This is a genomic window from Christiangramia pacifica (assembly GCF_057221535.1).
The window spans coordinates 2,856,693-2,880,712 of the sequence record NZ_CM170146.1 but is presented as its reverse complement, the minus strand read 5'-3'; the positions used below and the strand labels follow the sequence as shown (position 1 = coordinate 2,880,712).

Below are 24,020 nucleotides of genomic sequence, written 5' to 3'. Positions count from 1 at the left end.
AACTTTATTATGGAAAAGAGAATTGCAATTTTAGCAACACATGGATTTGAGGAAAGTGAACTATCATCTCCGAAAGAGGCGATGGAAAAAGAAGGTTTCAAAGTCGAAGTAGTAAGTCTAGAAAAAGGTAAAATTAAATCCTGGGATAAAGATGACTGGGGTAAAGAGTATAATGTAGATAAAACCCTTGACGAAGTTTCGGCTAAAGACTATAATGCATTAGTACTACCTGGCGGGGTAATTAACCCGGATAATCTTAGAAGAGAAGAGAAGGCTCTGGTATTTGTTCGTGACTTCTTCAAACAAAGTAAGCCGGTAGCAGCGATTTGCCATGCACCATGGACTTTGATTAGTGCCGATGTTGTAGAAGGTAGAACAATGACTTCATTTAACTCTATTAGAAAAGACCTTGAAAATGCAGGTGCATTATGGGTAGATAAAGAAGTTGTAGTAGATGAAGCATTGGTGACCAGCAGAAATCCTGATGATCTACCAGCATTTAATGCTAAAGTAATTGAAGAAATTAAAGAAGGAAAGCATGATTTACAACATGCCTAATTCAGAAATAATTTAAAACAAAAAAGGAACGCCATCGCGTTCCTTTTTTTATTTGTCTTCGTCTTCATCCTCTGACTCGTCTGTCTTTTCAGGGATATCAACTATAGGATCATTAAATTCTGAATCATCGTAATCATCTTCATCAAAATTAGCCATGGTATTTTCTAATCGAGTACTAACTTTAACCAGGTAAACTGTGTCTTCAGTTCTAACTTCAACTGCATCTACCGTTTCATTTTTTGCATTCTTGAAAGAAATTACCTGGTCGTCATCATAGCCGTCAGGATACTTCTCTACTAGTAATCCTAAGATCTCTGGTGTGAGCTTTTTATAATCTACGATTATTCTTTTCATAGTTCAATTGGTTTATGCAAGTATAAATAAAAAAATAAATCAGACACAATACTTAAATGGATAATATCTAATTTTTTAATCAGTTATTTATCAGGTTGTTGAGTAATATTTAAAGGCTTTTTGGATGAGTTCGTCAGGAACTGTAACATCGTGCACGGGTTTTCCGATATCATTTAGCAATACGAAATTGATGTTTCCATGTTCATTCTTCTTGTCAAATTTCATCAGGTCTTTGATCGCTTCAATATCAGATTCTGAAAAATCTTCGGTGCCGTACATTTCCCTGATGGTATGGGTAATTTGAGTTAATTTATCCTCCGGAAAATCTTTTAGCTGAGCTGATAAATAGGTTTCCAGAATCATTCCAGCAGCAATAGCCTCCCCATGTAGTAATTTCTTTTTCTCAGGATGCGTAAGACAATACGATTCTATTGCATGTCCTAAAGTATGCCCATAATTTAAAGTTTTCCTGATATTCTGCTCAAAAGGATCCTTTTCTACAATTTCGCCCTTAATAATTACCGATTCTTTAATGATGTCATCAAGATCTGAAAGATCAAGAGCAGATAAATTCGAAACTTTATTCCAGTATGCTTCATCGGCAATTAACCCATGTTTCAGGATTTCCGCGAGTCCGCTGCGCATTTCCTGTGGTGGTAATGTTGATAAGAATGCTGAATCGATCAACACTAGTTCCGGTTGATTGATCACACCTATCTGGTTTTTCAAATTTCCCAGATCAACACCTGTTTTACCCCCAACCGATGCGTCAACCATAGAGAGCAGGGTAGTTGGAACGTTAATGAACTTTATTCCTCTTTTAAATGTAGAAGCTACAAATCCGCCAAGATCTGTGACCACGCCACCTCCTAAATTGATAATCAGGCTTTTTCGATCTGCTTCTAATTCAGATAGAACATTCCAAACACCTTCACAGGTTTGTAAATTTTTGAATTCTTCACCGGCTTCAATTTCTATAACTTCGGTGATCACTTTGCTTTGAACCTTCTGAAGAAATTTGGAAAGACAGTGTTGGTGGGTGTTCCCGTCTACCAGAATAAAGACTTTTGAAGGATTATTTTCCTTCAGAAACTGATTCAATTTATGATAACCTTTTTCAGCATAGATAACAGGGTCCAAAGATGCCGGTAAATCGCTCATAGTATTAAGATTTGTGCCGTCGAAATTAAATAGAAATTATGAATTAACTCAACTTCAATAATTATATTTGCCCGATTAACAGCATGAAATGATAAACAAAAAGATATTCAACAACACTAAATCGGCCTTTAAACTGAAGTCTAATGCAGAACTGGATAGAGCTATTTTTCTATTTAGCATGATGAATTATTCTTCATTGGTAAAGGCAGGTTCAGCTTTAACAAAATTATCCTTAAAACTCCATCTGCCGGTAGAGACGCTCATCAAGAAAACTATTTTCGAGCAATTCTGCGGTGGAGTTACTGAAAATGACTGTAAGCCGGTGACCAAAGAGATGTATGATGAAAATCTTCATAGTATTCTTGACTATTCTGTAGAAGGAAAAGAGACTGAAGAAGAATTTGACGCGGCTATGGAGAAAAAGTTGAGTCTTATTGAATATGCTAATGAAAGTGATGAAGTTACTTTCGCTATGTTCAAGCCAACCGGTATTGGTAGGTTTGATATCTGGGAGAAAGTGAGTGAAAAAATTAGTCTTTCTGATGATGAAAAGGAAGAATGGGAAAGAGTCCGCAAAAGAGTTGATACTTTATGTAATCGTGCACATGAACTTGGAGTGCGACTTTATGCGGATGGGGAAGAAACCTGGATGCAAACTTCTGCAGATGAATTGATGGAAGAGATGATGCAGAAGTACAACAAGGATAAAGTTTTAATATTTAATACTTTGCAGTGCTACCGTTGGGATAGGCTAGACTATTTGAAACAACTTCATGAAAAAGCTAAGAAAGAAGGTTTTAAAGTTGGAGTGAAGATTGTTCGTGGAGCTTATATGGAAAAAGAAAATGCACGTGCTAAAAAGTTAGGTTATCCAAGCCCGATTTGCGAAAGTAAAGAAGCGACAGATGTAAACTTTAATAGTACACTTTCCTATTGTTTAAATCATCTTGACGATATCTCAGTATTCATAGGTACGCATAACGAGGTAAGCAGTTACCTGGCACTTCAGATCATGGAAGATAAAGGTATTGCTATTGATGATGAAAGAATCTGGTTCAGTCAGTTATACGGAATGAGTGATCATATCAGTTACAATCTTGGAAGAAAGGGTTATAATGCCGTGAAATTAGTGCCATTCGGGCCAGTAAGAGATGTAGTTCCTTATCTATTAAGACGAGCTCAGGAAAATACTTCTGTAAAAGGACAAACAGGTAGAGAGCTTGGGTTACTCAGAGAAGAGAAAAAACGTAGAAAAGGAGACGAATCTACCAAGCACCACCGAGAGTAATCGCCATGAAATGGCTAGCAAAGCTTGTTTTTTTTAAATTCCTTGGTTGGAAACTGGAAAATAACTTTGATCCTGCAATAAAAAAATGTGTGGTCATCGTTGCTCCTCATACTAGTTCCTATGATTTTTTAATTGGTATCCTGGTTCGGAAGATCATGGATGTCCAGATCAATTTTGTGGGAAAGCAAGAACTTTTCAAACCGCCTTTTGGCTGGTATTTCAGAGCCGTTGGAGGATCTCCAATAGACCGTTCCGGAAAAAAGAAAAAGGTCGACGCCATTGCGCAGATCTTTAAAGAAAAGGATGTTTTTAGATTAGCAATGTCGCCTGAAGGAACCAGGCAGAAGACTGAACAATGGAAAACCGGTTTTTATTATATAGCCCTTAAAGCTGAAGTTCCAATCATTCGTGTTTCTTTTGACTATGGAGTCAAAAAAGTAAAAATCTCCGAAGCCTATTGGCCAACCGGAGATTTTCAAAAAGATTATACTGAAATATTCAGTTATTATGATGGAGTGGAAGGTAAAATCAAAGAAAACTTTTAATTAATCTTCTTTATCTTCTGAGCTTTCCATGGTGTGATATACATTCTGTACATCATCGTCTTCTTCCAGTTTCTCCAGTAATTTCTCAACATCGGCAGTTTGTTCCTCGTTCAGGCTTTTTGTAACCTGCGGAATTCTTTCAAATCCTGAAGAGACAATTTCTATTTCACGATTTTCCAGTTCTTTCTGAATCGCGCCAAAATATTCGAAAGGAGCGTAAATGTGAATACCGTCTTCATCTTCAAAAACTTCTTCAGCTCCAAAATCGATCAATTCCAGTTCCAATTCTTCAGGATCGATGCCTTCAGAGTTGATTCTGAAATTACAGGTATGATCAAACATGAATTCAACAGAACCTGAAGTTCCAAGGTTTCCATCAGATTTATTAAAATGAGAACGGATGTTCGCTACAGTCCTGTTATTGTTATCGGTAGCGGTTTCAACTAATACGGCGATACCATGAGGTGCGTAACCTTCGAAAAGCACGATCTTATAATCACCCTGAGACTTATCAGACGCACGCTTGATCGCGCGTTCAATATTGTCTTTAGGCATATTCACACTCTTCGCATTCTGAATTACCGCACGCAACCTGGAATTGGTGTCTGGGTCAGGACCGCCTTCTTTAACGGCCATAACGATATCTTTTCCAATTCTTGTAAAGGCTTTGGCCATTGCAGACCAGCGTTTCATCTTACGTGCTTTACGGAATTCAAATGCTCTTCCCATGCTTATAATAAAATTAGATTCGGGCAAAAATATAAAAAAAGCTCCTAATTTTCCTCGGAATTTTAGGAGCTATTCTTTTGTATGTTCTACAGCTTTAATTTGAAGATTCAACAATATCTTCAATTGCACGTGCAAGTTTAAAATCTTTTTCGGTAACCCCATCGGCATCATGGGTAGACAATGAAATTTCCAGCTGATTATAAACATTCCCCCAGTTTGGATGGTGCTGTTGAGCTTCGGCTTCAAAAGCAATTCTCGTCATCACGGTAAAAGCTTCTTTAAAATTTTCAAATTGAAACGAAGTATGAATGGCTTTTTTCGCATAAGTCCATCCTTCAAACTGTTTCAGTTTCTCCTGAATCTCTTCCTCACTTAATTTTTTCATCACTTAATTTTTTTGGTTTAACTTAAAGTTAGAAATTAAGTAAGGAAAAGAACTGAGATTGGTTTTGTTTAGTATAAGATTAACAGCTATAGCTTGGTAGAAGCTTCTATAACCTGGTGAACCGTGATCTGAAGATTTGCGGGAAGTTTATTGTCTTTAGGTAAAACTGCCAAAAACCTGTCATAATTTGAATCGTATACATTTTTAAAAAGCGGATTTTCATATCCAAGCTCTTCGCATAGCTCTTCAATAAAATCTTTCTGATGCGTTAGATCTGAACTTCCCAAATGAAATACACCCTGTTTATTCCTATTTATGATGTAATGAATTTGTTGGGTAATCTTCAGGATTTCTGTAGCGTTGATCACAACATTAGGAAATACTTCTAACGGTTCTCCCAGATCCAGAATTGTTTTGATCTGTTTTACTCTAGGAGAAGCTTTTCCAAACACCATTGGAAGCCTTACGATATTATAATTGTGGTTGGGAAGTCTTAATAATGCATTTTCAATCTTAATCTTGAATCTGCCGTAAACACTCTGACTTAGCGTTTTGTCATATTCATAGGAAGGAAAATTGGTAAATGCATCAAATACGTTGGCTGAGCTTATAAATATCAGCTTTGAGTTATACCTTAGAATATGATTAATAATTGAAAAATGTGTAGAAACCTGGGCGTCAAAATTACCTCTTAAAGAAGATATTATGACATCGGGTTTTAAATTTTCAAGTACGATCTCGATATTCTCAGTTTCCAAGTCAAAATGATGAAACTGGTTATTGTCTTCGAAAAACTTATTTTCTGTAAAATAGGTTCCGTGTGTATCAAAATAGGAGCACAGCTCTTTATATAAGGCGTTGCCTATAAATCCGCTTGCTCCTAAAATGAGTATTCGTTTCAAATAAATTAACCTTTATAAAAGGGCAATTTCACCTGAGTTGCAGGAACAATTTTTTTACGAATTTGGATTGAAATTTTATTTCCAATGCCTGCAAGTTCAGCTGGTACATATCCTAAACCAATCCCTTTTTCAAGAGATGGTGACATGGTGCCCGATGTTACCTCTCCAATTTTCTTACCATTTTCATCAACGATGTCATATCCCTGGCGCGGAATCCCTCTTTCATCAAGCTCGAAAGCAACCAGTTTTCTAGATGGTCCGTTTTCTTTCTGAGCTTTAAGTTCCTCACTGTTAATGAAATCCTTTGTGAATTTTGTGATCCAACCTAGTCCGGCCTCAATTGGCGATGTGGTATCGTCGATATCATTTCCGTAAAGGCAATAACCCATTTCCAGTCTAAGTGTATCTCTGGCGGCCAGGCCAATAGGTTTAATTCCAAAATCTTTTCCAGCTTCCATCACTGCATCCCAAACCTGCTCTGCATCTTCATTGCGGAAATAAATTTCAAATCCGCCACTACCGGTATAACCAGTCGCTGAAATGATCACTTTTTCTACACCTGCAAATTTTCCAACCTCGAAGGTGTAGAACTTCATATTCTTTAGGTCAACTTCGGTAAGAGACTGCATAGCTTCTGCAGCTTTTGGACCTTGTATCGCTAAAAGAGACATTTCATCGCTCATATCTCTCATCGTAGCATCCATTGTGTTATGATGCGCGATCCAGTTCCAGTCTTGTTCAATATTGGAAGCATTTACTACCAATAAGTATTTTTCAGCATCTATCCGGTAAATGATAAGGTCATCCACGATCCCGCCATCTTCATTAGGCATGCACGAATATTGAGCTTTTCCATCTACAAGTTTGGATGCATCATTAGAACTGATCTTTTGAATTAATTCTAATGCATTTTCTCCTGAAATTAGAAATTCGCCCATATGAGAAACATCAAAAACCCCTAATTTTTCTCTCACCGTTTCATGCTCGATATTTACACCTTCGTAAGATACGGGCATATTAAAACCGGCAAAAGGAACCATTTTAGCGTTCAATTCTCTGTGCTTTCCAGATAAGGCTATTTCTTTCATTATTTTCAAAAATTTGGGCAAATTTATTCAATTCGGGAAGAATACAATATTTATTAAGGCTTTTTATCTATTTATATTTAAAATGCCTTGCTTTCCATTATATTTAATCAGAATTATCTAATCAAAGTTTTATGAAAATACTTTCTGCGGAACAATTATCTGAAGCGGATAAAGCAACTATAAAAAATCAAAACATAACCTCGGAAGAGCTAATGGAGAGAGCTGCAACCCTGGTTTTTAATGAAATTAATAATAGGTTACAGGGTGCTCCCATTCCTATCAAAATATTTTGTGGTATTGGGAACAACGGAGGTGATGGTCTCGTAATAGCCCGGCATTTGATTCAACATGGATATCATGTTACCGTCTTTGTGGTTAATTATAGTGATAAGAGATCTGAAGATTTCCTGGCCAATTATGAGAAACTTAAAAATATAACGAACAACTGGCCACAATTGATCAAAGGAGAAGGTGGTTTCCCAGAGATCAATATTGGAGATTTTGTAATTGATGCGATTTTTGGAATTGGTCTCAATAGACCTATTGAAGGTTGGGTGGCCGAACTGGTCAAAATGATCAATAAGTCACAGGCTTTTACTTTATCTGTAGACATGCCTAGCGGATTATTTGCCGATAAGGCACCGGGAAATGATGCAGCTGTAATTGAAGCTAACTATACCTTAAACTTTCAAGCCCCGAAGCTCGTTTTCTTTTTACCTGAAACAATGGATTACGTTGGTGACCTTCAGGTATTGGATATTGGTCTTGACAGGGAATATATTGGAAAGGCTGAATCTGGTATGTATCTTATCGGAAAGCAGGAAGCTGTAAGTATGTACAAGCCTCGGAAGAATAATTCACATAAAGGTGATTATGGGAATATTCTGATAGCCGGCGGAAGCTATGGAAAGATTGGAAGCGTACTTTTAACCGGTACTGCTGCTCTTAGAAGTGGTAGCGGATTGTGCACTTTATACGTGCCAAAATGCGGATATAATATCATTCAAACAGGTTTGCCAGAGGCTATGGTATTGACCGATAAGGATAATGAGGTTCTTAGCTCTTTCCCTGAAAAATTTGATGCTGATGTTATCTGTTTCGGAATGGGAGCTGGAACTTCCTCAAAGGTAACGGAAGCTTTCAAAGATTTACTGAACACCTTTAAAAAACCAATCTTGATTGATGCTGATGGAATCAACTTACTGGCAAAAAATAAAGATTTGTTGAAATTGATTCCTGAGAGATCTGTTTTAACGCCACATCCAGGAGAATTGAAACGATTGATAGGAGAGTGGCAGGATGATTTTGAAAAGCTGGAAAAGGCAAAAGAATTCAGTAAGAAATATAATGTGGTGTTGCTTATTAAGGGAGCTCACACTTTCACCATTGATGGGGAGAATATTTATATCAATAATTCAGGAAATCCAGGAATGGCAACAGCGGGAAGTGGAGATGTGCTGTCCGGAGTGATTGGTTCTTTGATCGGGCAGGGTTATGATACGGTGAGCGCTGCAGTTCTTGGAGTTTATCTGCACGGAATTTCTGGAGATATTTCTGCTTCAGAATTAGGTTATGAATCTATTCTGGCTGGTGATATCGCCAGAAATATTGGAAAAGCTATTAAAAGTCTTTTTGAGAGAGATTTAAAAGAATCAGGTAAAAACTAAGATTTTATTAATAATTATTCATTTTTTGAGTTATTAATTTGGAATCTTATAGACGAAATAAGATTTTTGCAATCTAGAAATCCAATCGAAAATTATGCAAAATCATCACTATATAAGTTCAGCGGTTTTAGATCTTGAGGTTATACATGATATTATCAAAAACGACAAAAAACTGGCTTTAAGTGATGAGTCCAGGCTTAATATCGAAAAGTCCAGAAAATATCTTAATGATAAAATTAAATCTAGTGATGTTCCTGTTTATGGAATCAATACGGGATTTGGAGCTCTGTGCAACGTAAAGATCACTTCAGAAAAGCTTACCGAATTACAGGAAAATCTGGTAAGATCTCATGCTTGCGGAACAGGTGACCTGGTTTCCAAACCGGTAATAAAACTGATGCTCTTATTGAAAATCCAGTCTTTGAGTTATGGAAATTCTGGAGTTGCTCTGGCAACCGTGGAAAGGCTTATCGAACTCTATAATAATAATTTTTTACCGGTAATCTATGAACAGGGATCGTTAGGTGCTTCCGGAGATCTAGCTCCTTTAGCTCATTTAGCCTTACCTTTAATTGGAGATGGCGAAGTTTATTCGGAAGATGGAATTTTATCTGGTAAGGAATTACTCGATAAAATGGGTTGGGAAGCAATAAAATTACAAAGTAAGGAAGGTCTTGCTTTGCTGAATGGTACGCAATTCATGAGTGCTCATGGTGTCTATGCATTATTGAAAGCTTATAAACTGTCATATATGGCCGATCTAATTGGTGCTATTTCTGTTGATGCTTATGATTGTAATCTTTCTCCATTTGACGAATTGGTTCACATGGTGAGACCTCACAGAGGTCAGATTAAAACGGCAGAAAGGATCAGGCAATTTTTAAATGGCAGTGAAATAGCTCAATCAGAAAAAGACAATGTTCAGGATCCGTATTCATTCAGGTGTATTCCGCAGGTGCATGGAGCCTCTAAAGACACTATATCTTTTGTTCGCAAAACCATAAAAACGGAGATAAATTCAGTGACAGACAACCCGAATATTTTTATTGAAGCTGATAAAATAATTTCCGGTGGTAATTTTCATGGACAACCTCTGGCTTTAGGACTGGATTATCTGGCTATTGCCCTTTCGGAACTTGCTAATATTTCAGAAAGAAGAATTTATCAACTGGTTTCAGGCTTAAGAGGTTTGCCTAATTTTCTAGTGGAGAATCCTGGTTTGAACAGCGGATTTATGATTCCGCAATACACCGCTGCAAGTATTGTAAGTCAGAATAAGCAATTATCTACACCTGCTTCTATAGATTCCATTGTATCGTCCAATGGGCAGGAAGATCATGTGAGCATGGGAGCTAACAGTGCTACCAAATTACTTCGCGTTGTAGAAAATTTAAACTCTGTGCTGGCAATTGAATTATTCAATGCGTCCCAGGCCATTCATTTTAGGGAGCCTGCAAAAACTTCAGAAATTCTGAACAAGGTAATTTTAAAATTTAGAGAAACCGTTCCAGTTTTAACCGAAGACAGAACTATGGCGCCCTACATTCAGAATGCTAAAAAATTTGTTGATGATTTTGAAGTAGAAGATTTTCTGGATTAGATCCGGGGTTTGATCCAGGCTACGGCTTCTTCTAGCGTTTGAAATACTCCGAAGCAATTATTGTCGTTATAGAATTTCTTCTCAACTCCTTCTGCATTTTTACGTGTGATCTCATTTTCGCTTACCACGGCGATAGCTTTTAGATTTTCGTTAGCGGCAGATTCCATATAAACCATAGGATCTACGGCATAAGAATTTACTCGATGAGAGATATAGCCATAGGGTTTATCCTGAAATATTTCCTGGCCAATCTGGAGGAGTTTTTTGTTGGATTCTACGTCGAAAAGTATTCCTTCGTTAAGTTTCGCGATAAGAATATTTTCATAAGCATAAACTTTACCGAATTCTAGTTCAATTTCTTTTGATAACATTTTAGGTAGGGGCTGTTTGTCGCTAATTTAGAATAATAAGAGAATTTCAAAAAATAAATTATAAAAAAAGCCGCTCGATTAAAAGCGGCTCTTCGTATTTAAAAATCTAATTGACTAAGATTCAGTTTCTTCTACCGATTTTTCAATATCTATAGTCAATTCATTTTTTTCTTCATCAAGATCCATTTTGATCTTATCACCCTCTTTAAGGTTAGAACTGATGATTTCCTCCGCCAACGCATCTTCGATATACTTCTGAATTGCGCGATTAAGCGGTCTTGCTCCGTATTGTTTATCGAATCCTTTATCCGCAATAAAGTCTTTAGCCTTGTCAGATAAAGTTAGGTTGTATCCTAAACCATGAATTCTATTGAATAATTTACCTAGTTCAATATCGATGATCTTATGAATATCTTCTCTTTCCAGACTATTGAAAATAACTACATCATCAATTCTATTCAAAAATTCAGGGGCAAAGGCCTTTTTAAGAGCATTTTCTATAACGCTTCTGGCGTTATCATCTACCTGAGATTTCTGAGCTGAAGTTCCAAAACCAACTCCCTGACCAAAATCCTTCAGTTTTCTGGCTCCAATATTTGAAGTCATGATGATAATGGTATTTCTGAAGTCGATCTTTCTACCAAGGCTATCTGTTAAATACCCATCATCCAGAACCTGTAAAAGCATATTAAACACGTCTGGGTGAGCTTTTTCAACTTCATCAAGTAAGATCACTGCGTAAGGCTTTCTTCTTACTTTTTCGGTAAGCTGACCACCTTCTTCGTAACCAACATATCCCGGAGGTGCACCAATTAATCTGGAAACAGCGAATTTCTCCATGTATTCACTCATATCGATACGAATAAGTGAATCTTCATTGTCAAATAATTCTCTGGCAAGTACCTTGGCTAACTGAGTTTTACCAACACCTGTCTGACCAAGGAAAATAAAGGAACCAATAGGTTTGTTCGGATCTTTAAGTCCGGCACGATTACGTTGAATAGCTTTCACCACTTTTCCAACTGCTTCGTCCTGACCAATTACTTTTCCTTTGATCTTTTTAGGAAGCTCAACCAGTTTATTACTTTCTGTCTGGGCAATTCTATTAACCGGAATTCCTGTCATCATAGAAACAACATCAGCAACACTTTCTTCTGAAACTGTTTCCTTATGTTTCTTAGATTCCTCTTCCCATTTTTCCTGTGCAATGCCTAGTTCTTTTTCAAGATTCTTTTCATCATCCCTAAGTTTCGCAGCTTCTTCGTATTTCTGCTTTTTAACTACAGAGTTCTTGCTTTCTCTAACTTCTTCAAGTTTTCTTTCCAGCTCAAGAATTTGTTTAGGAACATCAATATTTGTGATATGAACACGCGACCCGGCTTCATCTAAAGCGTCAATAGCCTTGTCTGGTAAAAATCTGTCGGTCATATAGCGGTTTGTCAACTTCACACAAGCCTCAATCGCCTCGTCAGTATAAACTACGTTATGGTGTTCTTCATACTTATTCTTGATATTATTAAGGATCTCAATAGTTTCATCTACCGTGGTAGGCTCCACAATTACCTTTTGAAATCTTCTTTCAAGGGCACCATCCTTTTCAATATACTGTCTGTATTCATCCAGCGTGGTAGCACCTATACATTGAATTTCTCCTCTCGCTAAAGCCGGTTTGAACATGTTAGAAGCGTCTAAGCTTCCCGTTGCGCCACCTGCACCTACGATGGTATGAATCTCATCAATGAAAAGAATGATATCATCATTTTTCTCTAACTCATTCATCACGGCTTTCATTCGCTCTTCAAATTGACCTCTATACTTGGTACCGGCAACTAGGCTGGCAAGATCAAGAGTGACAACTCGTTTATCAAATAAAATCCGGGATACTTTCCTTTTTACAATTCTTAACGCTAAACCTTCGGCAATGGCAGATTTACCAACACCAGGTTCACCTATAAGAAGTGGGTTGTTCTTTTTTCTTCGACTTAAGATCTGAGAAACTCTTTCAATCTCTTTCTCTCTACCTACTACCGGATCCAGTTTATCCTGTTCGGCTAAGGCAGTTAAATCCCTTCCGAAATTGTCCAGAACAGGTGTTTTGGACTTTTTATTCGGTTTTCCAGTAGTTCCACCACCGCTAAAAGGATTTTCTCTTGTAGCTTCATCACCGTCATCATCAGAAAATGATTCAGCAGACGGGCTGTCAGTGAAATCATCTTCATCGCTAGCGATCATGTATTTAAACTGATCTTTTACACCATCGTAATCTATTTTCAATTTATTCAGGAGTTTAGTTGTGGGATCGTTCTCGTTTCTCAAAATACATAACAACAGGTGGGCAGTATTTATAGAAGAGCTCTGGAATAGTTTAGCTTCTAGGAACGTAGTCTTCAAAGCACGTTCTGCCTGTCTTGTTAAGTGTAGGTTCTTTTTCTCGTTACTTATGGTAACGGTATTTGGATTTGCGGGGCTTAGAATTTCTACTTTACGTCTTAAATGACTTAGGTCTATATCAAGTGCAGTTAGTATCTCTATAGCTTTTCCATCTCCATCTCTTAATAAACCAAGCATAAGATGTTCAGTCCCGATAAAATCGTGACCAAGTCTAAGAGCTTCCTCTTTACTGTAAGCAATAACATCTTTTACTCTTGGTGAAAAATTATCATCCATTTTATCTTCCTTTCTCAAATTTTATTTCAGTTGATTTTGGTCAAAAACTGTACCTAATAGGGAGTTAGTAGCTAATTGACAAAATTACTTTCAATTTTCAAAGTGTAAAATAGTGAACTTATTAACCAAAACACAATAAAAATTTGTTAATAAAAAGAGGGCTATTGGGTGCTTCAATGCCCGTTAAATTTGATAAAATATGTAAATTGCCCCTTAGATTTTTTGAGATAAATTAAATTTTTAAATATGGCTGAAGGAGAAAAGTTAATTCCTATCAACATTGAAGATGAAATGAAGTCGGCTTACATCGATTATTCGATGTCGGTCATTGTGTCACGTGCCTTACCAGATGTTCGTGACGGATTAAAACCCGTGCACAGGAGAGTGTTGTACGGTATGTATGAACTGGGAGTTCTCTCCAATAGAGCCTACAAAAAATCAGCAAGAATTGTAGGGGAGGTACTAGGTAAGTATCACCCACACGGTGATTCATCTGTTTACGACACTATGGTTAGGATGGCACAACACTGGAGCATGAGATATATGCTTGTAGATGGCCAGGGTAACTTTGGTTCTGTAGATGGTGACAGTCCGGCAGCGATGCGTTATACGGAAGCACGTATGCGTAAGATCAGTGAAGATATGCTTGCTGATATTGATAAGGAAACTGTTGATACGCAACTTAACTTTGACGATTCCCTTAGCGAGCCAGTGGTAATGCCTACCAGAGTTCCAAACTTACTGGTGAACGGTGCCAGTGGTATTGCCGTAGGTATGGCTACAAACATGCCTCCGCATAACCTTTCTGAAGTTATTGATGGTACGGTAGCATTTATCGATAATAATGAAATCGAAATTGATGAGCTTATAGAGCATATTAAAGCGCCAGATTTTCCTACCGGAGGAATCATTTATGGTTATGACGGAGTTAAGGAAGCTTTCAAAACAGGGCGTGGTAGAATTGTAATGCGTGCCAAGTCTCACATGGAAGAGATCAACGGAAGGGAGTATCTTGTAGTTACCGAGATTCCTTACCAGGTAAATAAAGCCGATATGATCAAGAAAACGGCTGATCTCGTAAATGAAAAGAAAATTGAAGGTATCAGCCTTATCAGAGATGAGTCAGACCGTAACGGTATGCGTATCGTGTACCAGCTGAAGCGCGATGCCATTCCAAATATCGTATTGAATACCTTATTTAAGCATACAGCATTACAATCATCTTTCAGTGTGAATAATATCGCATTGGTGAATGGTAGACCTGAGATGCTTAATCTTAAAGATATCATTTATCATTTTGTTGAGCACAGACATGATGTGGTAGTTCGAAGAACAGAATTTGAATTACGAAAGGCTAAAGATCGAGCTCATATTCTTGAAGGTTTGATCATTGCTTCAGACAATATAGATGAAGTAATTGCATTGATCAGAGCATCTTCGAACGCTGATGAAGCCAGAAATAAATTGATGGAGCGCTTTGAGCTTTCAGAAATTCAGGCGAAGGCGATCGTGGAAATGAGATTAAGACAACTTACCGGACTGGAGCAGGATAAGTTGCGTGCTGAATATGATGAAATTTTAAAAACTATTGAAGACCTTGAAGATATCCTTGCGCGTAAAGAGCGTAGAATGGAGGTTATCAAAAATGAGCTTCTTGAAGTAAAAGAAAAATATGGTGACGAAAGAAGATCTCAGATCGAATATGCAGGGGGAGATCTTAGTATCGAGGATATGATTCCTGATGAGAGAGTAGTAATTACCATTTCTCACGCTGGTTATATTAAAAGAACATCACTTACCGAATATAAGACTCAGAATAGAGGAGGAGTTGGTCAAAAAGGATCGAATACAAGAAATGAAGATTTCCTTGAATATCTTTTCGTTGGGACCAATCACCAGTATATGCTATTCTTTACTCAGAACGGTAAATGTTACTGGATGAGAGTTTATGAAATTCCTGAAGGAAGTAAAGCTTCTAAAGGAAGAGCTATCCAGAACCTTATAAATATTGAGCCAGATGATAAAGTAAATGCATTTATATGTACTCAGGATCTTAAAGATGAAGAGTATGTGAATGAGCATTTTGTGATCATGGCCACGAAAAAAGGTCAGGTTAAAAAGACCAGGCTAGAAAGATATTCCCGACCTAGAACTAATGGTATCAACGCGATCACTATTAAAGAGGGAGATGAATTACTTGAAGCTAAACTTACTACTGGAAACAGTCAGGTAATGTTAGGTCTTAGAAGCGGTAAAGCGATAAGATTTGAGGAGTCCAAGACCAGACCTATGGGAAGAAATGCGTCTGGTGTTAGAGGTATTACCCTGGCAGATGATAACGACGAGGTAGTAGGTATGATCGCTGTAAACGATTTTGAATCTGATATCCTGGTAGTTTCTGAAAATGGATACGGTAAAAGATCAAGCTTAGAAGATTATAGAATTACAAACCGTGGAGGAAAAGGAGTTAAGACAATTTCTGTAACTGAAAAGACAGGACAACTTGTCGCGATAAAGAATGTTTCAGATGTAGATGACCTGATGATCATTAATAAATCGGGTATTGTAATTCGTATGGCTGTAGAAGATCTACGCGTAATGGGCCGTGCAACGCAAGGAGTTAGACTTATTAACCTAAAAGGTAATGATGCGATTGCAGCAGTGGCTAAAGTCTTACACGACGAGGATGATGTAGAAAATATGGAAGACGCTGAAAAGCCCGTAGGCGGTGAGGATACAGCGAATGGCACAACTATTGTAGATGATAGTGAAGAATAAATAAAAACCAAAACAAAAATGAAAACTAATATTTTGACAGCGGCAGCAGTGTCATTTCTAACCATGACTGCAGTTGCCCAAAAAGATGAAGTAAAAAACGCTGAGGATGCTCTTGAAGATGGTAATTATTCCGAAGCAAAAGCGCAACTTAAAATTGCAGAGCCAAATATTGGCGAATTGAATGATAAATGGACAGAGAATTTTTACCTATATAAAGGTAAAGCTTACGCAGCCGGAAAACCTTCTTCTGAAGATATGAAGACTGCGGCAATGGCTTTTGAAAAAGCTGCTGAAATGGGTAATGAAGAAGCGATGGATGAATTAACTGCTTTAAAAAATAACCTTATCCAGAGTGCTATTTCAGATCAGAATAATAAAGATTTTCAGAGCGCTGCAAACAAACTATATACGAGTTATGAACTGAATACAAAGGATACAATCTATCTTTACTATGCAGCTAATAATCTTGTAGAGGCCCAAAATTATGATAAGGCTGTTGAATATCTTGAAAAACTTAATGAATTAGGATACGACGGTTCAGGGAAAATGTATACTGCTGAAAATGTTCAGACTGGTGAGAGAGAAAATCTAGGTTCTCAACAACAAATGGACTTGATGATCAAAACGAAACAATATAAGGATCCTAAAGTTGAAGCTATTCCATCTAAAAAAGGAGAAATTGCTCAGTTGATCGCTAGAATTTATATTAATCAGGAAGATTATGAAAAAGCGATAACTGCAATGGATAAAGCAAAAGCTACTAATCCAGGTGACATGGGACTTTTACAAGCTGAAGCTAACATGTACTATCAGATGGGCGAAACCGATAAGGCTAGAGAAATTCTTGAAGAAGTAGCAGAAAATGATCCTAGTGATCCTGCGACTTTCAATAACATTGGATTAATGTATGCTGAGATCGAGGATGCGGAAAAAGCTATCGAGTTTTATAACAAGGCATTAGAAATCAATCCTGAATATAACGAAGCTCGTGTAAATCTAATCGCAGCAAAGTTAAGTAAGGAAAGAGAGATCATCGATGAGATGAATGGTCTTGGAATGAGTAAGAAAGATAACGAGCGTTACGATGAGCTTGATGCTAAAAGAAAGGAAATTTACAAATCTGTAATTCCAGATCTTGAAAGAGCAATGGAAGTTGATCCTGACAACAAGGACATCGTAAGAACTGCTATGAATATCTATACTAACTTAGGAAATCAGGAAAAAGCTGACGAACTTAAAACTAAGCTATAATTAGTAATAGTTCCACATTATAAAAAAAAAGCCACCGAAATTCGGTGGCTTTTTTATTGGTAATTATTATAATAAATTGACCTATATTATTTTTTTGATCACTCTTAACTTATGAGTGTGTTTTCTTAGTTCGGCGTTAAAGATACCGGAATGATCAATCCGATCTACTCTCACTTTGCCGTCAACATGAATGATATAATTATCTTTCATGATCAATCCAACATGATTGATGATTCCTTCATTATCGTCAAAAAAAGCTAGATCTCCAGGTTCACTTTCCTCAATAAAACTAAGTGCTTCTCCCTGTTTAGATTGTTCAGCTGCATCTCTATAAATTCTGAACCCATTCAGTTTATATACAGTCTGGGTAAAGCCACTGCTGTCTATTCCAAACGGACTTTTTCCACCGGAAATGTGCGGTGAATTCAAGTATAGAGCGGCAGTATTGATCAGATTCTCTTTTACAGAAATAGAAGGTTTGGTTTTCTCACCCTCAAACCGATGATTTAGTCTATCTGCAAAATTAAGTACAGAGCCCAGTGGAATAGGCATTAATAAACCATTCTCATCAGTGATGTATTCAATAAGATCTGATGAAAGCTGAAGATCATTCTCTTCAAGAGAATAATAATCAGCTTCCTCGATCTTTTTATACTGCTTTCTATCTATCCAGGCTTCAAAACCATCAAAGGAATTTCGAATTTTACTCCATTGTGCGCGTTCTTCTAGAATTTTGAAATGCTCTCCATATAATAATTGAGAAGTCATTTCACTCTGATAAGACGCGGAAGCCCTTAGCGGTACAATACTTAAATGGCAAATCCCGTATTGCATTAATTTATTTCTTGTTCAATTTTAGGAATTGCGTTCAATAACCATTGCGGAAGCACCTCCCCCGCCATTACAAATGGCAGCAGCACCTATTTTTCCATTGTTCTGTTCTAGTACATTTAGTAATGTAATTAGAATTCTAACTCCGCTACATCCAAGTGGATGTCCTAATGAAACGGCTCCTCCGTTCACATTAGTATTTGAATCATCTAATCCTAAAATTTTCATATTGGCCAGGCCAACCACTGAGAAAGCTTCATTGAATTCAAAATAATCAACATCTTTAAGATCAATACCTGCCTTAGCAATCGCTTTTGGAAGTGCTTTGGAAGGAGCTGTAGTAAACCATTTAGGTTCTGTAGCAGCATCGGCGAAACTTTTGATCGTAGCCAATGGTTTCAATCCAAGCTCATCTGCTTTTTCCCTGCTCATTAATACAACTGCTCCGGCACCATCGTTAATAGTGGAAGCATTTGCAGCAGTTACCGTTCCTTCTTTTGAGAACGCCGCTCTTAATTGAGGGATTTTTTCAAGTTTAATATTCTTAAATTCTTCATCTTCTTTGACGATGATTGGATCACCTTTTCTTTGAGGTACTTCTACAGGTACTACCTCATTGTCAAATTTCCCTTCTTTCCAGGCTTTGGCAGATCTTTCATAAGACTGGATTGCAAATTTATCCTGATCTTCTCTTGAGAAATTATGTTCAGACGCACAAAGATCGGCGCAAACCCCCATGGCATTATTATCATAAGCATCAACCAATCCATCCTTCTGCATTCCATCTTCTAAAGTAGCGGGACCAAATTTCTTCCCGTTTCTCATATGAACATAATGCGGAATAAGACTCATATTCTCCATTCCTCCGGCAACAACTATAGATGCATCACCCAGCATAATGGATTGAGCACCCTGCATTACGGTTTTCATACCACTGGCACAAACTTTATTTACGGTAGTACATGGAACTGAATCTGGAATTCCTGCACCTAGAGAAGCCTGTCTTGCCGGAGCCTGACCATTACCAGCCTGAACCACATTTCCCATCAAAACCTCTTCAACTAACTCTGGTTTTAAATTGATCTTCTCTAAAGCGCCTTTTATCGCGATAGATCCTAATTTCGTGGCTGGAATGCTTGATAAGCTACCTAAAAAACTACCAATTGGAGTTCTCGCAGCGCTTACTATTACTACTTCTTTGTTCATGTTTTAAGTTTAATTAATTCAAGTCTTGCGAAGTTAGTGATTTTATAAGGAATTAAATAACCTAAGCTTATTCAGACCTATTTTTACTACATTTGAGCATTACCTGAATATCTATGAGCGATTTCGTAAATAAGCTTTACAAAAATCAGGCGCTTTTTTATAAAGTTTTCCTGTTTGTGCTTACCTCAGTATTAATCGTTTACCTGCTTCCGAAAGGCGGTAAATTTAAATACGATATCCCAAAAGGGAAGCCTTGGCAATACGAGAATCTTTATGCTCCATTCGATTTTGCTATTCTGAAGACTGATGAAGAGGTAGCCGCTGAAAGGCAGGATATTACAAAATCTCATATTCCTTACTATAATTTTGATACCGAGAAACCTGAGATCGTCAACGAGGATGCTTTAAACGAGGTGAAAAATGTATTTCCAGATTCAACTTTAAGGGTTTATGAAACGATTATTGATGATTTTGTAACTAAAACCCTGGATGATATTTACGAATTTGGATTGCTTCAGGAGAGTGAAAGGCTGGATCCAGATCAATTGGTGTATTTATTAAAAGGTAATGAAGCTTCTGAAGTTGCTTACCGAAGAATTCTTAAACAAAATCAGATTCGCGGATTTTTAAGTGAAGAGATCGCAAATTCCGGATTTTCTTCTTTTAAGACCGAATTACTTGAAGTTTTCTTCAATTCCGTAGAGCCTAACGTTACGTTTAATAACCAGTTAACGCAGAAAGAACTCGAAAGCAAGCTGAATAACATCTCGTACACTCGTGGAATAATTGAACAGGGCAGCAGGATCATTGCAAAAGGAGAGGTTGTAGAAGGCAATAAATACAATATACTACGCTCTTTGAAGGCAGAATATGAATCACAGGTTTGGAGTCAGTCTAACTACAACTGGATCATTGTTGGTTATAGTACGCTGGTCGCTTTAGCATTGTTGATGCTATTGTTATTCATGCGGAAATACCGTATCAGCATTTTTGAAAATAATGTAAAGGTTACCTTCATTTTTTTCAATATCATCTTCATGGTGATGCTTACTACGCTAGCCGTGAATTTCAACATAGATTATGTTTATGTGGTGCCTCTATGTATTCTACCGCTTACTTTAAAAGCATTTTTTGATGCCAGGTTGGGACTTTTTACTCACGTGATCACAGTACTTCTTCTTGGCTTCATAGTTCCGAATAGTTATGAGTATATGTTCCTTCAGATAATTGCTGGTATCGTAACCATTTTGACGGTGAGTGAACTTTATAAAAGGGCCAATCTCTTTATCTCTGTTGGACAAATAACCTTGGTATACATCATCGCATATTTTGCCTTTACCGTGATTCAGGAAGGGAATATTGACGATATGAAGCCTGAAGTGTTTCTAACTTTTCTTCTAGGAGGATTTGCAACCCTATTTGTACAGCCATTAATATATGTCTACGAAAAGATCTTCGGAATGGTGAGCGATATGTCCCTCCTCGAACTTTCAGATACTAACTCGAAGCTATTAAAAGAACTGGCGGAAAAAGCTCCCGGTACTTTTCACCATAGTTTGAATGTGGCTAATCTTGCTGAAGCGGCCGCGAATGAAATTAATGCAAACGCAATGCTGGCCAGGGTAGGAGCTCTATACCACGATATTGGTAAAATGTATAATCCTACATATTTCACAGAGAACCAGACCACTTCAGTGAATTCCCACGATGAATTATCTCCAAGAGAAAGCGCCCAAATCATTATTGAACATGTGATCAAGGGAATTGAAATTGCCAAAAAGAATAATCTTCCAGACAGGGTTATAGATTTTATCCGGACTCACCACGGGACTAGCACTGTCTATTATTTCTATATGAAAGAAAAGGAAGCGAATGAGAATACTTCAGCGGAAGATTTCAGATATCCAGGGCCCATTCCTTTTAGTAAGGAAACAGCAATTCTAATGATGTGTGATAGCGTGGAAGCTGCAAGTAAGAGTCTTAAGGAGCCAACTTCTGTACTTATCGATAATTTTGTAGAGAAGATAATTGATAAACAAATGGATGAAGGTCAATTCCTGAATTCGAATATTACCTTTAAAGAAATACAGATGGTAAAGAAAATTCTAAAGCGTAAGCTGAAGAATATTTACCATCTGCGTATTGAATATCCTGAATAAGATCTTAATGAACGTTTAAGATTTTCTGTTCTTTATCCTGAAATTTAAAACTCTCACCAGCTTTTTTTCCTTTCATTTCCTGATAGATTGGTGCATCTGTAGAAATTGCATAAACTGTGCTTCCTTCATCCAGGGTTATTTTTCCTAAGGCAGCAGAAATGAAATAATAGTTTTCATCTGTTTCAACCACACTTCCAAAGTCGATTTGCTCGGTGTAATGATTTTTATCAATGCGATCTAACTTCTCTTTCATTTTTCGAGAATTGTCAAGGTATTCAGCATATTTCTCAAAATCCCCTAGTAATTGACCCTTACTGTCATCTTCGTCATAATCTGTATGAGCATCGTTGTTTTCCATGGATTCTTTTATCTGATCCATTTCATTCTCGTACTTTTTGATCTGCCTGTTCACTGTATCCAGACACTTGAAATATAGTTCTTCCTTATTTGCTACCATTTTATTAAAATTTCTTATTTGAATTAAAATTACTCAAGCATTAACGACTCAAAGAAGTTTTAGCAAATATTTAATATCGGAAAGAAATTTACCCAGATTAGAATGAGAGTTAAACATAAGCTTATAAGCTTATATTATATTTTAATAAGCTTTTAAACTTATTTTATTATATTTGGAGTATGATTTCTGTAATTTCCGCTGACCTTTTATCGTCAACTACCTATTCCAGAGAATTGCTGGAGAAGGTAATTGATGCTTTAAAAAATGAATTTAAAATTATCAATAAACTTTCAAGCGAAGATTCCGGATTCAAAATTTATAGAGGAGATAGTTTTCAAGGTATTATTTACGATCCGATGGCTGCTTTAAAGGTTGCCATACAATTGAAGACTTCTATTAACAGGCTTCATATGCATGATGGGGAAATAAATAAAGCATTTAGAGTAGAGGCAGACCTTAGACTGGCAATTGGAATTGGAAGCTATGACTTCAAACGTGATTCTGTAATGGAAGCGAACGGACAGGCATTTCAATTTTCAGGGAGAACGCTGGATGAGATGAAAAAAGAGAACCGTAAGATTCAGCTGAGAACTCCCTTGGAGCAAATAAATGAAGAATTTGATACTTCCTTATTATTATTTGATACGATTTCAGACAAATGGAGCACCGCTTCTGCCGAAGTGATCTATTATCTTTTAAGAGATATGAAAGAAGCTGATATTGCAGCAGAATTGGATATTAGCCAGTCCGCAGTTAATCAGCGCAAAAAAGCGGCGGGATGGGATGCAATTGACAAACTACTCAAACGTTATGAATCTGTAATAACTGAACATTTTTCGGATGGACAATAGTATTCTTATTCTTCTACAATTATTATTGGCTCATATAATTACAGATTTTGTAATTCAGCCTACAAAATGGGTGAATCATAAGCGAGAAAATAAAGCAAAGTCTATCTATTTGTATTTACACGCGGCACTATCAGGTTTGCTTACTTTTATTTTTTTGGCTAGGTTAGAATGGTGGTATATCGCCGTATTTATTGCTATAAGCCATTTCTTTATCGACCTTTGGAAACTTCAATATAAAAATGATAATCTTAAGATATTTGTATTAGACCAGTTATTGCATTTGTTGATGATTTTGTTAGCATGGCTATTCCTGATCTCAGGATTTAATGAGATTATACCATTTTTCGCTAGTATTTTTAATTCTGAAGCTATTCTGGCTTATATCATAGGTTTTCTGATCATTATATTTCCAACCGGATTTCTCATTGGAAAAGCTACCAAGAGATGGCAAAATGAGGTGGAAGATGATCTCAGGAAGAATAGTCTGGATGCAGCCGGGCGCTATATTGGAATTTTTGAAAGGATACTGGTTCTAACCTTTATTATCTCTGGAAATTTTTCAGCAATAGGGTTTTTGATCGCAGCTAAATCAATACTTAGGTTCAGCGATAAATCTGAAACCGGGGCAAGAAAGCAAACCGAATATGTACTCATTGGAACTTTAATGAGCTTTACTATTACGATTCTTGTAGGCTTTCTAGTACGCCATATTGCTTTCTAGCAATTGTATATTGCTCTGGATTCTTTCTTTCACAATATTCATCATTCTCTTGTTCAAAGCAGAAGAATTCTTAATGTAAGTATCATATTCTTCTAAAGTAAACTGCCCAATGATAATACCTTTCAGGCTATTTCTGAATTTTATATCACGCTGAATAGCATTTTCAATGTATTCAAACCTTTTTTCAAGCTTAAGTTCATAGAACTTATTCTTGTGTTTGGTGATATAATTTCTGAAAACGGCCAGTAGGAGTTCATCCTGCAATTTAGCCACAGGGCGAAGGGTTTCATTTTGAAACCGTTCTTCTGAACTCATATTATCGGTGATTCTTGCTGAAGGGATCTCAGGCCTCAGATCCACTAGGTTAATATCTCTCGGATTCATGGCAAGTAATGTTTCTTAAATATAATTAATATTAATGCCGCATTTACCATACCGAAATTCGACTTGT

General features: G+C 37.0%; 22 protein-coding genes. 10 read left to right on the top strand and 12 right to left on the bottom strand.

The window, feature by feature from the left end:
• Nucleotides 1–9 precede the first annotated feature (9 nt).
• Complete coding sequence (locus AC2S94_RS13215) at nt 10–558, top strand: type 1 glutamine amidotransferase domain-containing protein (RefSeq protein WP_484629042.1); 549 nt, start codon at nt 10–12, stop codon at nt 556–558.
• 48 nt (nt 559–606) lie between these two features.
• Here AC2S94_RS13215 and AC2S94_RS13210 read toward each other — a convergent pair whose 3' ends face one another.
• Both AC2S94_RS13210 and aroB read right to left on the bottom strand, forming a co-directional pair.
• Entirely contained in the window at nt 607–912 is a 306-nt protein-coding gene (locus tag AC2S94_RS13210; RefSeq protein WP_484629041.1) for a hypothetical protein, read from the bottom strand.
• A 90-nt stretch (nt 913–1,002) separates the two neighbouring features.
• Nucleotides 1,003–2,073, bottom strand: a complete 1,071-nt coding sequence (gene aroB / locus AC2S94_RS13205; protein ID WP_484629040.1) for a 3-dehydroquinate synthase — start codon at nt 2,071–2,073, stop codon at nt 1,003–1,005.
• Between the two features lie 88 nt (nt 2,074–2,161).
• Here aroB and AC2S94_RS13200 point away from each other — a divergent pair, with 88 nt between their 5' ends.
• Together AC2S94_RS13200 and AC2S94_RS13195 are read left to right on the top strand one after the other, a co-directional pair.
• Entirely contained in the window at nt 2,162–3,361 is a 1,200-nt protein-coding gene (locus tag AC2S94_RS13200) for a proline dehydrogenase family protein (RefSeq protein WP_484629039.1), read from the top strand.
• A 5-nt stretch (nt 3,362–3,366) separates the two neighbouring features.
• Nucleotides 3,367–3,906 carry a 1-acyl-sn-glycerol-3-phosphate acyltransferase gene (locus AC2S94_RS13195; RefSeq protein WP_484629038.1) on the top strand — a complete coding sequence of 180 codons (540 nt, stop codon included), beginning with the start codon at nt 3,367–3,369 and terminating at the stop codon, nt 3,904–3,906.
• Here the strand turns inward: AC2S94_RS13195 and AC2S94_RS13190 are convergent, their stop codons facing one another.
• From AC2S94_RS13190 to gcvT, 4 genes are all read right to left on the bottom strand, one after another.
• On the bottom strand, nt 3,907–4,635 hold the full coding sequence (locus AC2S94_RS13190) for a YebC/PmpR family DNA-binding transcriptional regulator (protein WP_484629037.1): 729 nt from the start codon (nt 4,633–4,635) through the stop codon (nt 3,907–3,909).
• Nucleotides 4,636–4,729: 94 nt separating this feature from the next.
• Nucleotides 4,730–5,020, bottom strand: coding sequence for a 4a-hydroxytetrahydrobiopterin dehydratase (locus AC2S94_RS13185; protein ID WP_484629036.1), 291 nt, complete (start codon nt 5,018–5,020; stop codon nt 4,730–4,732).
• Between the two features lie 86 nt (nt 5,021–5,106).
• The gene (locus AC2S94_RS13180; RefSeq protein ID WP_484629035.1) at nt 5,107–5,922 is read right to left on the bottom strand and encodes a sugar nucleotide-binding protein; all 816 of its coding nucleotides are present in this window, start codon (nt 5,920–5,922) and stop codon (nt 5,107–5,109) included.
• 5 nt (nt 5,923–5,927) lie between these two features.
• A complete protein-coding gene (gene gcvT, locus AC2S94_RS13175; RefSeq protein ID WP_484629034.1) occupies nt 5,928–7,010 on the bottom strand; it encodes a glycine cleavage system aminomethyltransferase GcvT in 1,083 nt (360 codons plus the stop codon).
• A gap of 131 nt (nt 7,011–7,141) precedes the next feature.
• On the opposite strand from gcvT, the gene AC2S94_RS13170 reads away from it, so the two are divergent.
• Nucleotides 7,142–8,677, top strand: coding sequence for an NAD(P)H-hydrate dehydratase (locus tag AC2S94_RS13170; RefSeq protein ID WP_484629033.1), 1,536 nt, complete (start codon nt 7,142–7,144; stop codon nt 8,675–8,677).
• 94 nt (nt 8,678–8,771) lie between these two features.
• The gene (gene hutH, locus AC2S94_RS13165) at nt 8,772–10,277 is read left to right on the top strand and encodes a histidine ammonia-lyase (protein WP_484629032.1); all 1,506 of its coding nucleotides are present in this window, start codon (nt 8,772–8,774) and stop codon (nt 10,275–10,277) included.
• Here hutH and AC2S94_RS13160 read toward each other — a convergent pair.
• Nucleotides 10,274–10,648, bottom strand: a complete 375-nt coding sequence (locus AC2S94_RS13160) for a hypothetical protein (protein WP_484629031.1) — start codon at nt 10,646–10,648, stop codon at nt 10,274–10,276. The two genes, hutH and AC2S94_RS13160, sit on opposite strands and share 4 nt — an antisense overlap.
• Before the next feature lie 114 nt (nt 10,649–10,762).
• The gene (locus tag AC2S94_RS13155; protein WP_484630920.1) at nt 10,763–13,315 is read right to left on the bottom strand and encodes an ATP-dependent Clp protease ATP-binding subunit; all 2,553 of its coding nucleotides are present in this window, start codon (nt 13,313–13,315) and stop codon (nt 10,763–10,765) included.
• A gap of 246 nt (nt 13,316–13,561) precedes the next feature.
• On the opposite strand from AC2S94_RS13155, the gene gyrA reads away from it, so the two are divergent.
• Together gyrA and AC2S94_RS13145 are read left to right on the top strand one after the other, a co-directional pair.
• Nucleotides 13,562–16,093 carry a DNA gyrase subunit A gene (gyrA, locus tag AC2S94_RS13150; RefSeq protein ID WP_484629030.1) on the top strand — a complete coding sequence of 844 codons (2,532 nt, stop codon included), beginning with the start codon at nt 13,562–13,564 and terminating at the stop codon, nt 16,091–16,093.
• Nucleotides 16,094–16,111: 18 nt separating this feature from the next.
• Entirely contained in the window at nt 16,112–17,344 is a 1,233-nt protein-coding gene (locus AC2S94_RS13145) for a tetratricopeptide repeat protein (protein ID WP_484629029.1), read from the top strand.
• An 81-nt stretch (nt 17,345–17,425) separates the two neighbouring features.
• Here the strand turns inward: AC2S94_RS13145 and AC2S94_RS13140 are convergent, their stop codons facing one another.
• The gene (locus AC2S94_RS13140) at nt 17,426–18,178 is read right to left on the bottom strand and encodes a C40 family peptidase (protein WP_484629028.1); all 753 of its coding nucleotides are present in this window, start codon (nt 18,176–18,178) and stop codon (nt 17,426–17,428) included.
• Between the two features lie 21 nt (nt 18,179–18,199).
• A complete protein-coding gene (locus tag AC2S94_RS13135) occupies nt 18,200–19,381 on the bottom strand; it encodes an acetyl-CoA C-acyltransferase (RefSeq protein ID WP_484629027.1) in 1,182 nt (393 codons plus the stop codon).
• A 113-nt stretch (nt 19,382–19,494) separates the two neighbouring features.
• On the opposite strand from AC2S94_RS13135, the gene AC2S94_RS13130 reads away from it, so the two are divergent.
• Nucleotides 19,495–21,540 carry an HD family phosphohydrolase gene (locus tag AC2S94_RS13130; RefSeq protein ID WP_484629026.1) on the top strand — a complete coding sequence of 682 codons (2,046 nt, stop codon included), beginning with the start codon at nt 19,495–19,497 and terminating at the stop codon, nt 21,538–21,540.
• 4 nt (nt 21,541–21,544) lie between these two features.
• Here AC2S94_RS13130 and AC2S94_RS13125 read toward each other — a convergent pair whose 3' ends face one another.
• Nucleotides 21,545–21,997 (bottom strand): transcription elongation factor, encoded by a 453-nt coding sequence (locus AC2S94_RS13125; RefSeq protein ID WP_484629025.1) that lies wholly within the window; start codon nt 21,995–21,997, stop codon nt 21,545–21,547.
• Nucleotides 21,998–22,176: 179 nt separating this feature from the next.
• Here AC2S94_RS13125 and AC2S94_RS13120 point away from each other — a divergent pair, with 179 nt between their 5' ends.
• Nucleotides 22,177–22,848: a hypothetical protein gene (locus AC2S94_RS13120; protein ID WP_484629024.1), complete on the top strand. Its 672-nt coding sequence runs from the start codon at nt 22,177–22,179 to the stop codon at nt 22,846–22,848.
• Complete coding sequence (locus AC2S94_RS13115; RefSeq protein WP_484629023.1) at nt 22,838–23,569, top strand: DUF3307 domain-containing protein; 732 nt, start codon at nt 22,838–22,840, stop codon at nt 23,567–23,569. The genes AC2S94_RS13120 and AC2S94_RS13115 overlap by 11 nt, the downstream gene beginning before the upstream one ends.
• On the opposite strand, the gene AC2S94_RS13110 is transcribed toward AC2S94_RS13115, so the two are convergent.
• Nucleotides 23,546–23,953: a glyoxalase gene (locus AC2S94_RS13110; RefSeq protein WP_484629022.1), complete on the bottom strand. Its 408-nt coding sequence runs from the start codon at nt 23,951–23,953 to the stop codon at nt 23,546–23,548. The genes AC2S94_RS13115 and AC2S94_RS13110 overlap by 24 nt on opposite strands.
• Between the last annotated feature and the right edge of the window lie 67 nt (nt 23,954–24,020).

Coding starts and splice junctions, on each gene's coding strand:
- AC2S94_RS13170 (WP_484629033.1), top strand. CDS start 7,142: ATGAAAATACTTTCTGCGGAACAATTATCTGAAGCGGATAAAGCAACT.
- AC2S94_RS13160 (WP_484629031.1), bottom strand. CDS start 10,648: ATGTTATCAAAAGAAATTGAACTAGAATTCGGTAAAGTTTATGCTTAT.
- AC2S94_RS13155 (WP_484630920.1), bottom strand. CDS start 13,315: ATGGATGATAATTTTTCACCAAGAGTAAAAGATGTTATTGCTTACAGT.
- AC2S94_RS13110 (WP_484629022.1), bottom strand. CDS start 23,953: ATGAATCCGAGAGATATTAACCTAGTGGATCTGAGGCCTGAGATCCCT.
- hutH (WP_484629032.1), top strand. CDS start 8,772: ATGCAAAATCATCACTATATAAGTTCAGCGGTTTTAGATCTTGAGGTT.
- AC2S94_RS13130 (WP_484629026.1), top strand. CDS start 19,495: ATGAGCGATTTCGTAAATAAGCTTTACAAAAATCAGGCGCTTTTTTAT.
- AC2S94_RS13140 (WP_484629028.1), bottom strand. CDS start 18,178: ATGCAATACGGGATTTGCCATTTAAGTATTGTACCGCTAAGGGCTTCC.
- AC2S94_RS13120 (WP_484629024.1), top strand. CDS start 22,177: ATGATTTCTGTAATTTCCGCTGACCTTTTATCGTCAACTACCTATTCC.
- gcvT (WP_484629034.1), bottom strand. CDS start 7,010: ATGAAAGAAATAGCCTTATCTGGAAAGCACAGAGAATTGAACGCTAAA.
- AC2S94_RS13135 (WP_484629027.1), bottom strand. CDS start 19,381: ATGAACAAAGAAGTAGTAATAGTAAGCGCTGCGAGAACTCCAATTGGT.
- AC2S94_RS13195 (WP_484629038.1), top strand. CDS start 3,367: ATGAAATGGCTAGCAAAGCTTGTTTTTTTTAAATTCCTTGGTTGGAAA.
- AC2S94_RS13115 (WP_484629023.1), top strand. CDS start 22,838: ATGGACAATAGTATTCTTATTCTTCTACAATTATTATTGGCTCATATA.
- AC2S94_RS13190 (WP_484629037.1), bottom strand. CDS start 4,635: ATGGGAAGAGCATTTGAATTCCGTAAAGCACGTAAGATGAAACGCTGG.
- AC2S94_RS13215 (WP_484629042.1), top strand. CDS start 10: ATGGAAAAGAGAATTGCAATTTTAGCAACACATGGATTTGAGGAAAGT.
- gyrA (WP_484629030.1), top strand. CDS start 13,562: ATGGCTGAAGGAGAAAAGTTAATTCCTATCAACATTGAAGATGAAATG.
- AC2S94_RS13210 (WP_484629041.1), bottom strand. CDS start 912: ATGAAAAGAATAATCGTAGATTATAAAAAGCTCACACCAGAGATCTTA.
- AC2S94_RS13125 (WP_484629025.1), bottom strand. CDS start 21,997: ATGGTAGCAAATAAGGAAGAACTATATTTCAAGTGTCTGGATACAGTG.
- AC2S94_RS13185 (WP_484629036.1), bottom strand. CDS start 5,020: ATGAAAAAATTAAGTGAGGAAGAGATTCAGGAGAAACTGAAACAGTTT.
- AC2S94_RS13200 (WP_484629039.1), top strand. CDS start 2,162: ATGATAAACAAAAAGATATTCAACAACACTAAATCGGCCTTTAAACTG.
- aroB (WP_484629040.1), bottom strand. CDS start 2,073: ATGAGCGATTTACCGGCATCTTTGGACCCTGTTATCTATGCTGAAAAA.
- AC2S94_RS13145 (WP_484629029.1), top strand. CDS start 16,112: ATGAAAACTAATATTTTGACAGCGGCAGCAGTGTCATTTCTAACCATG.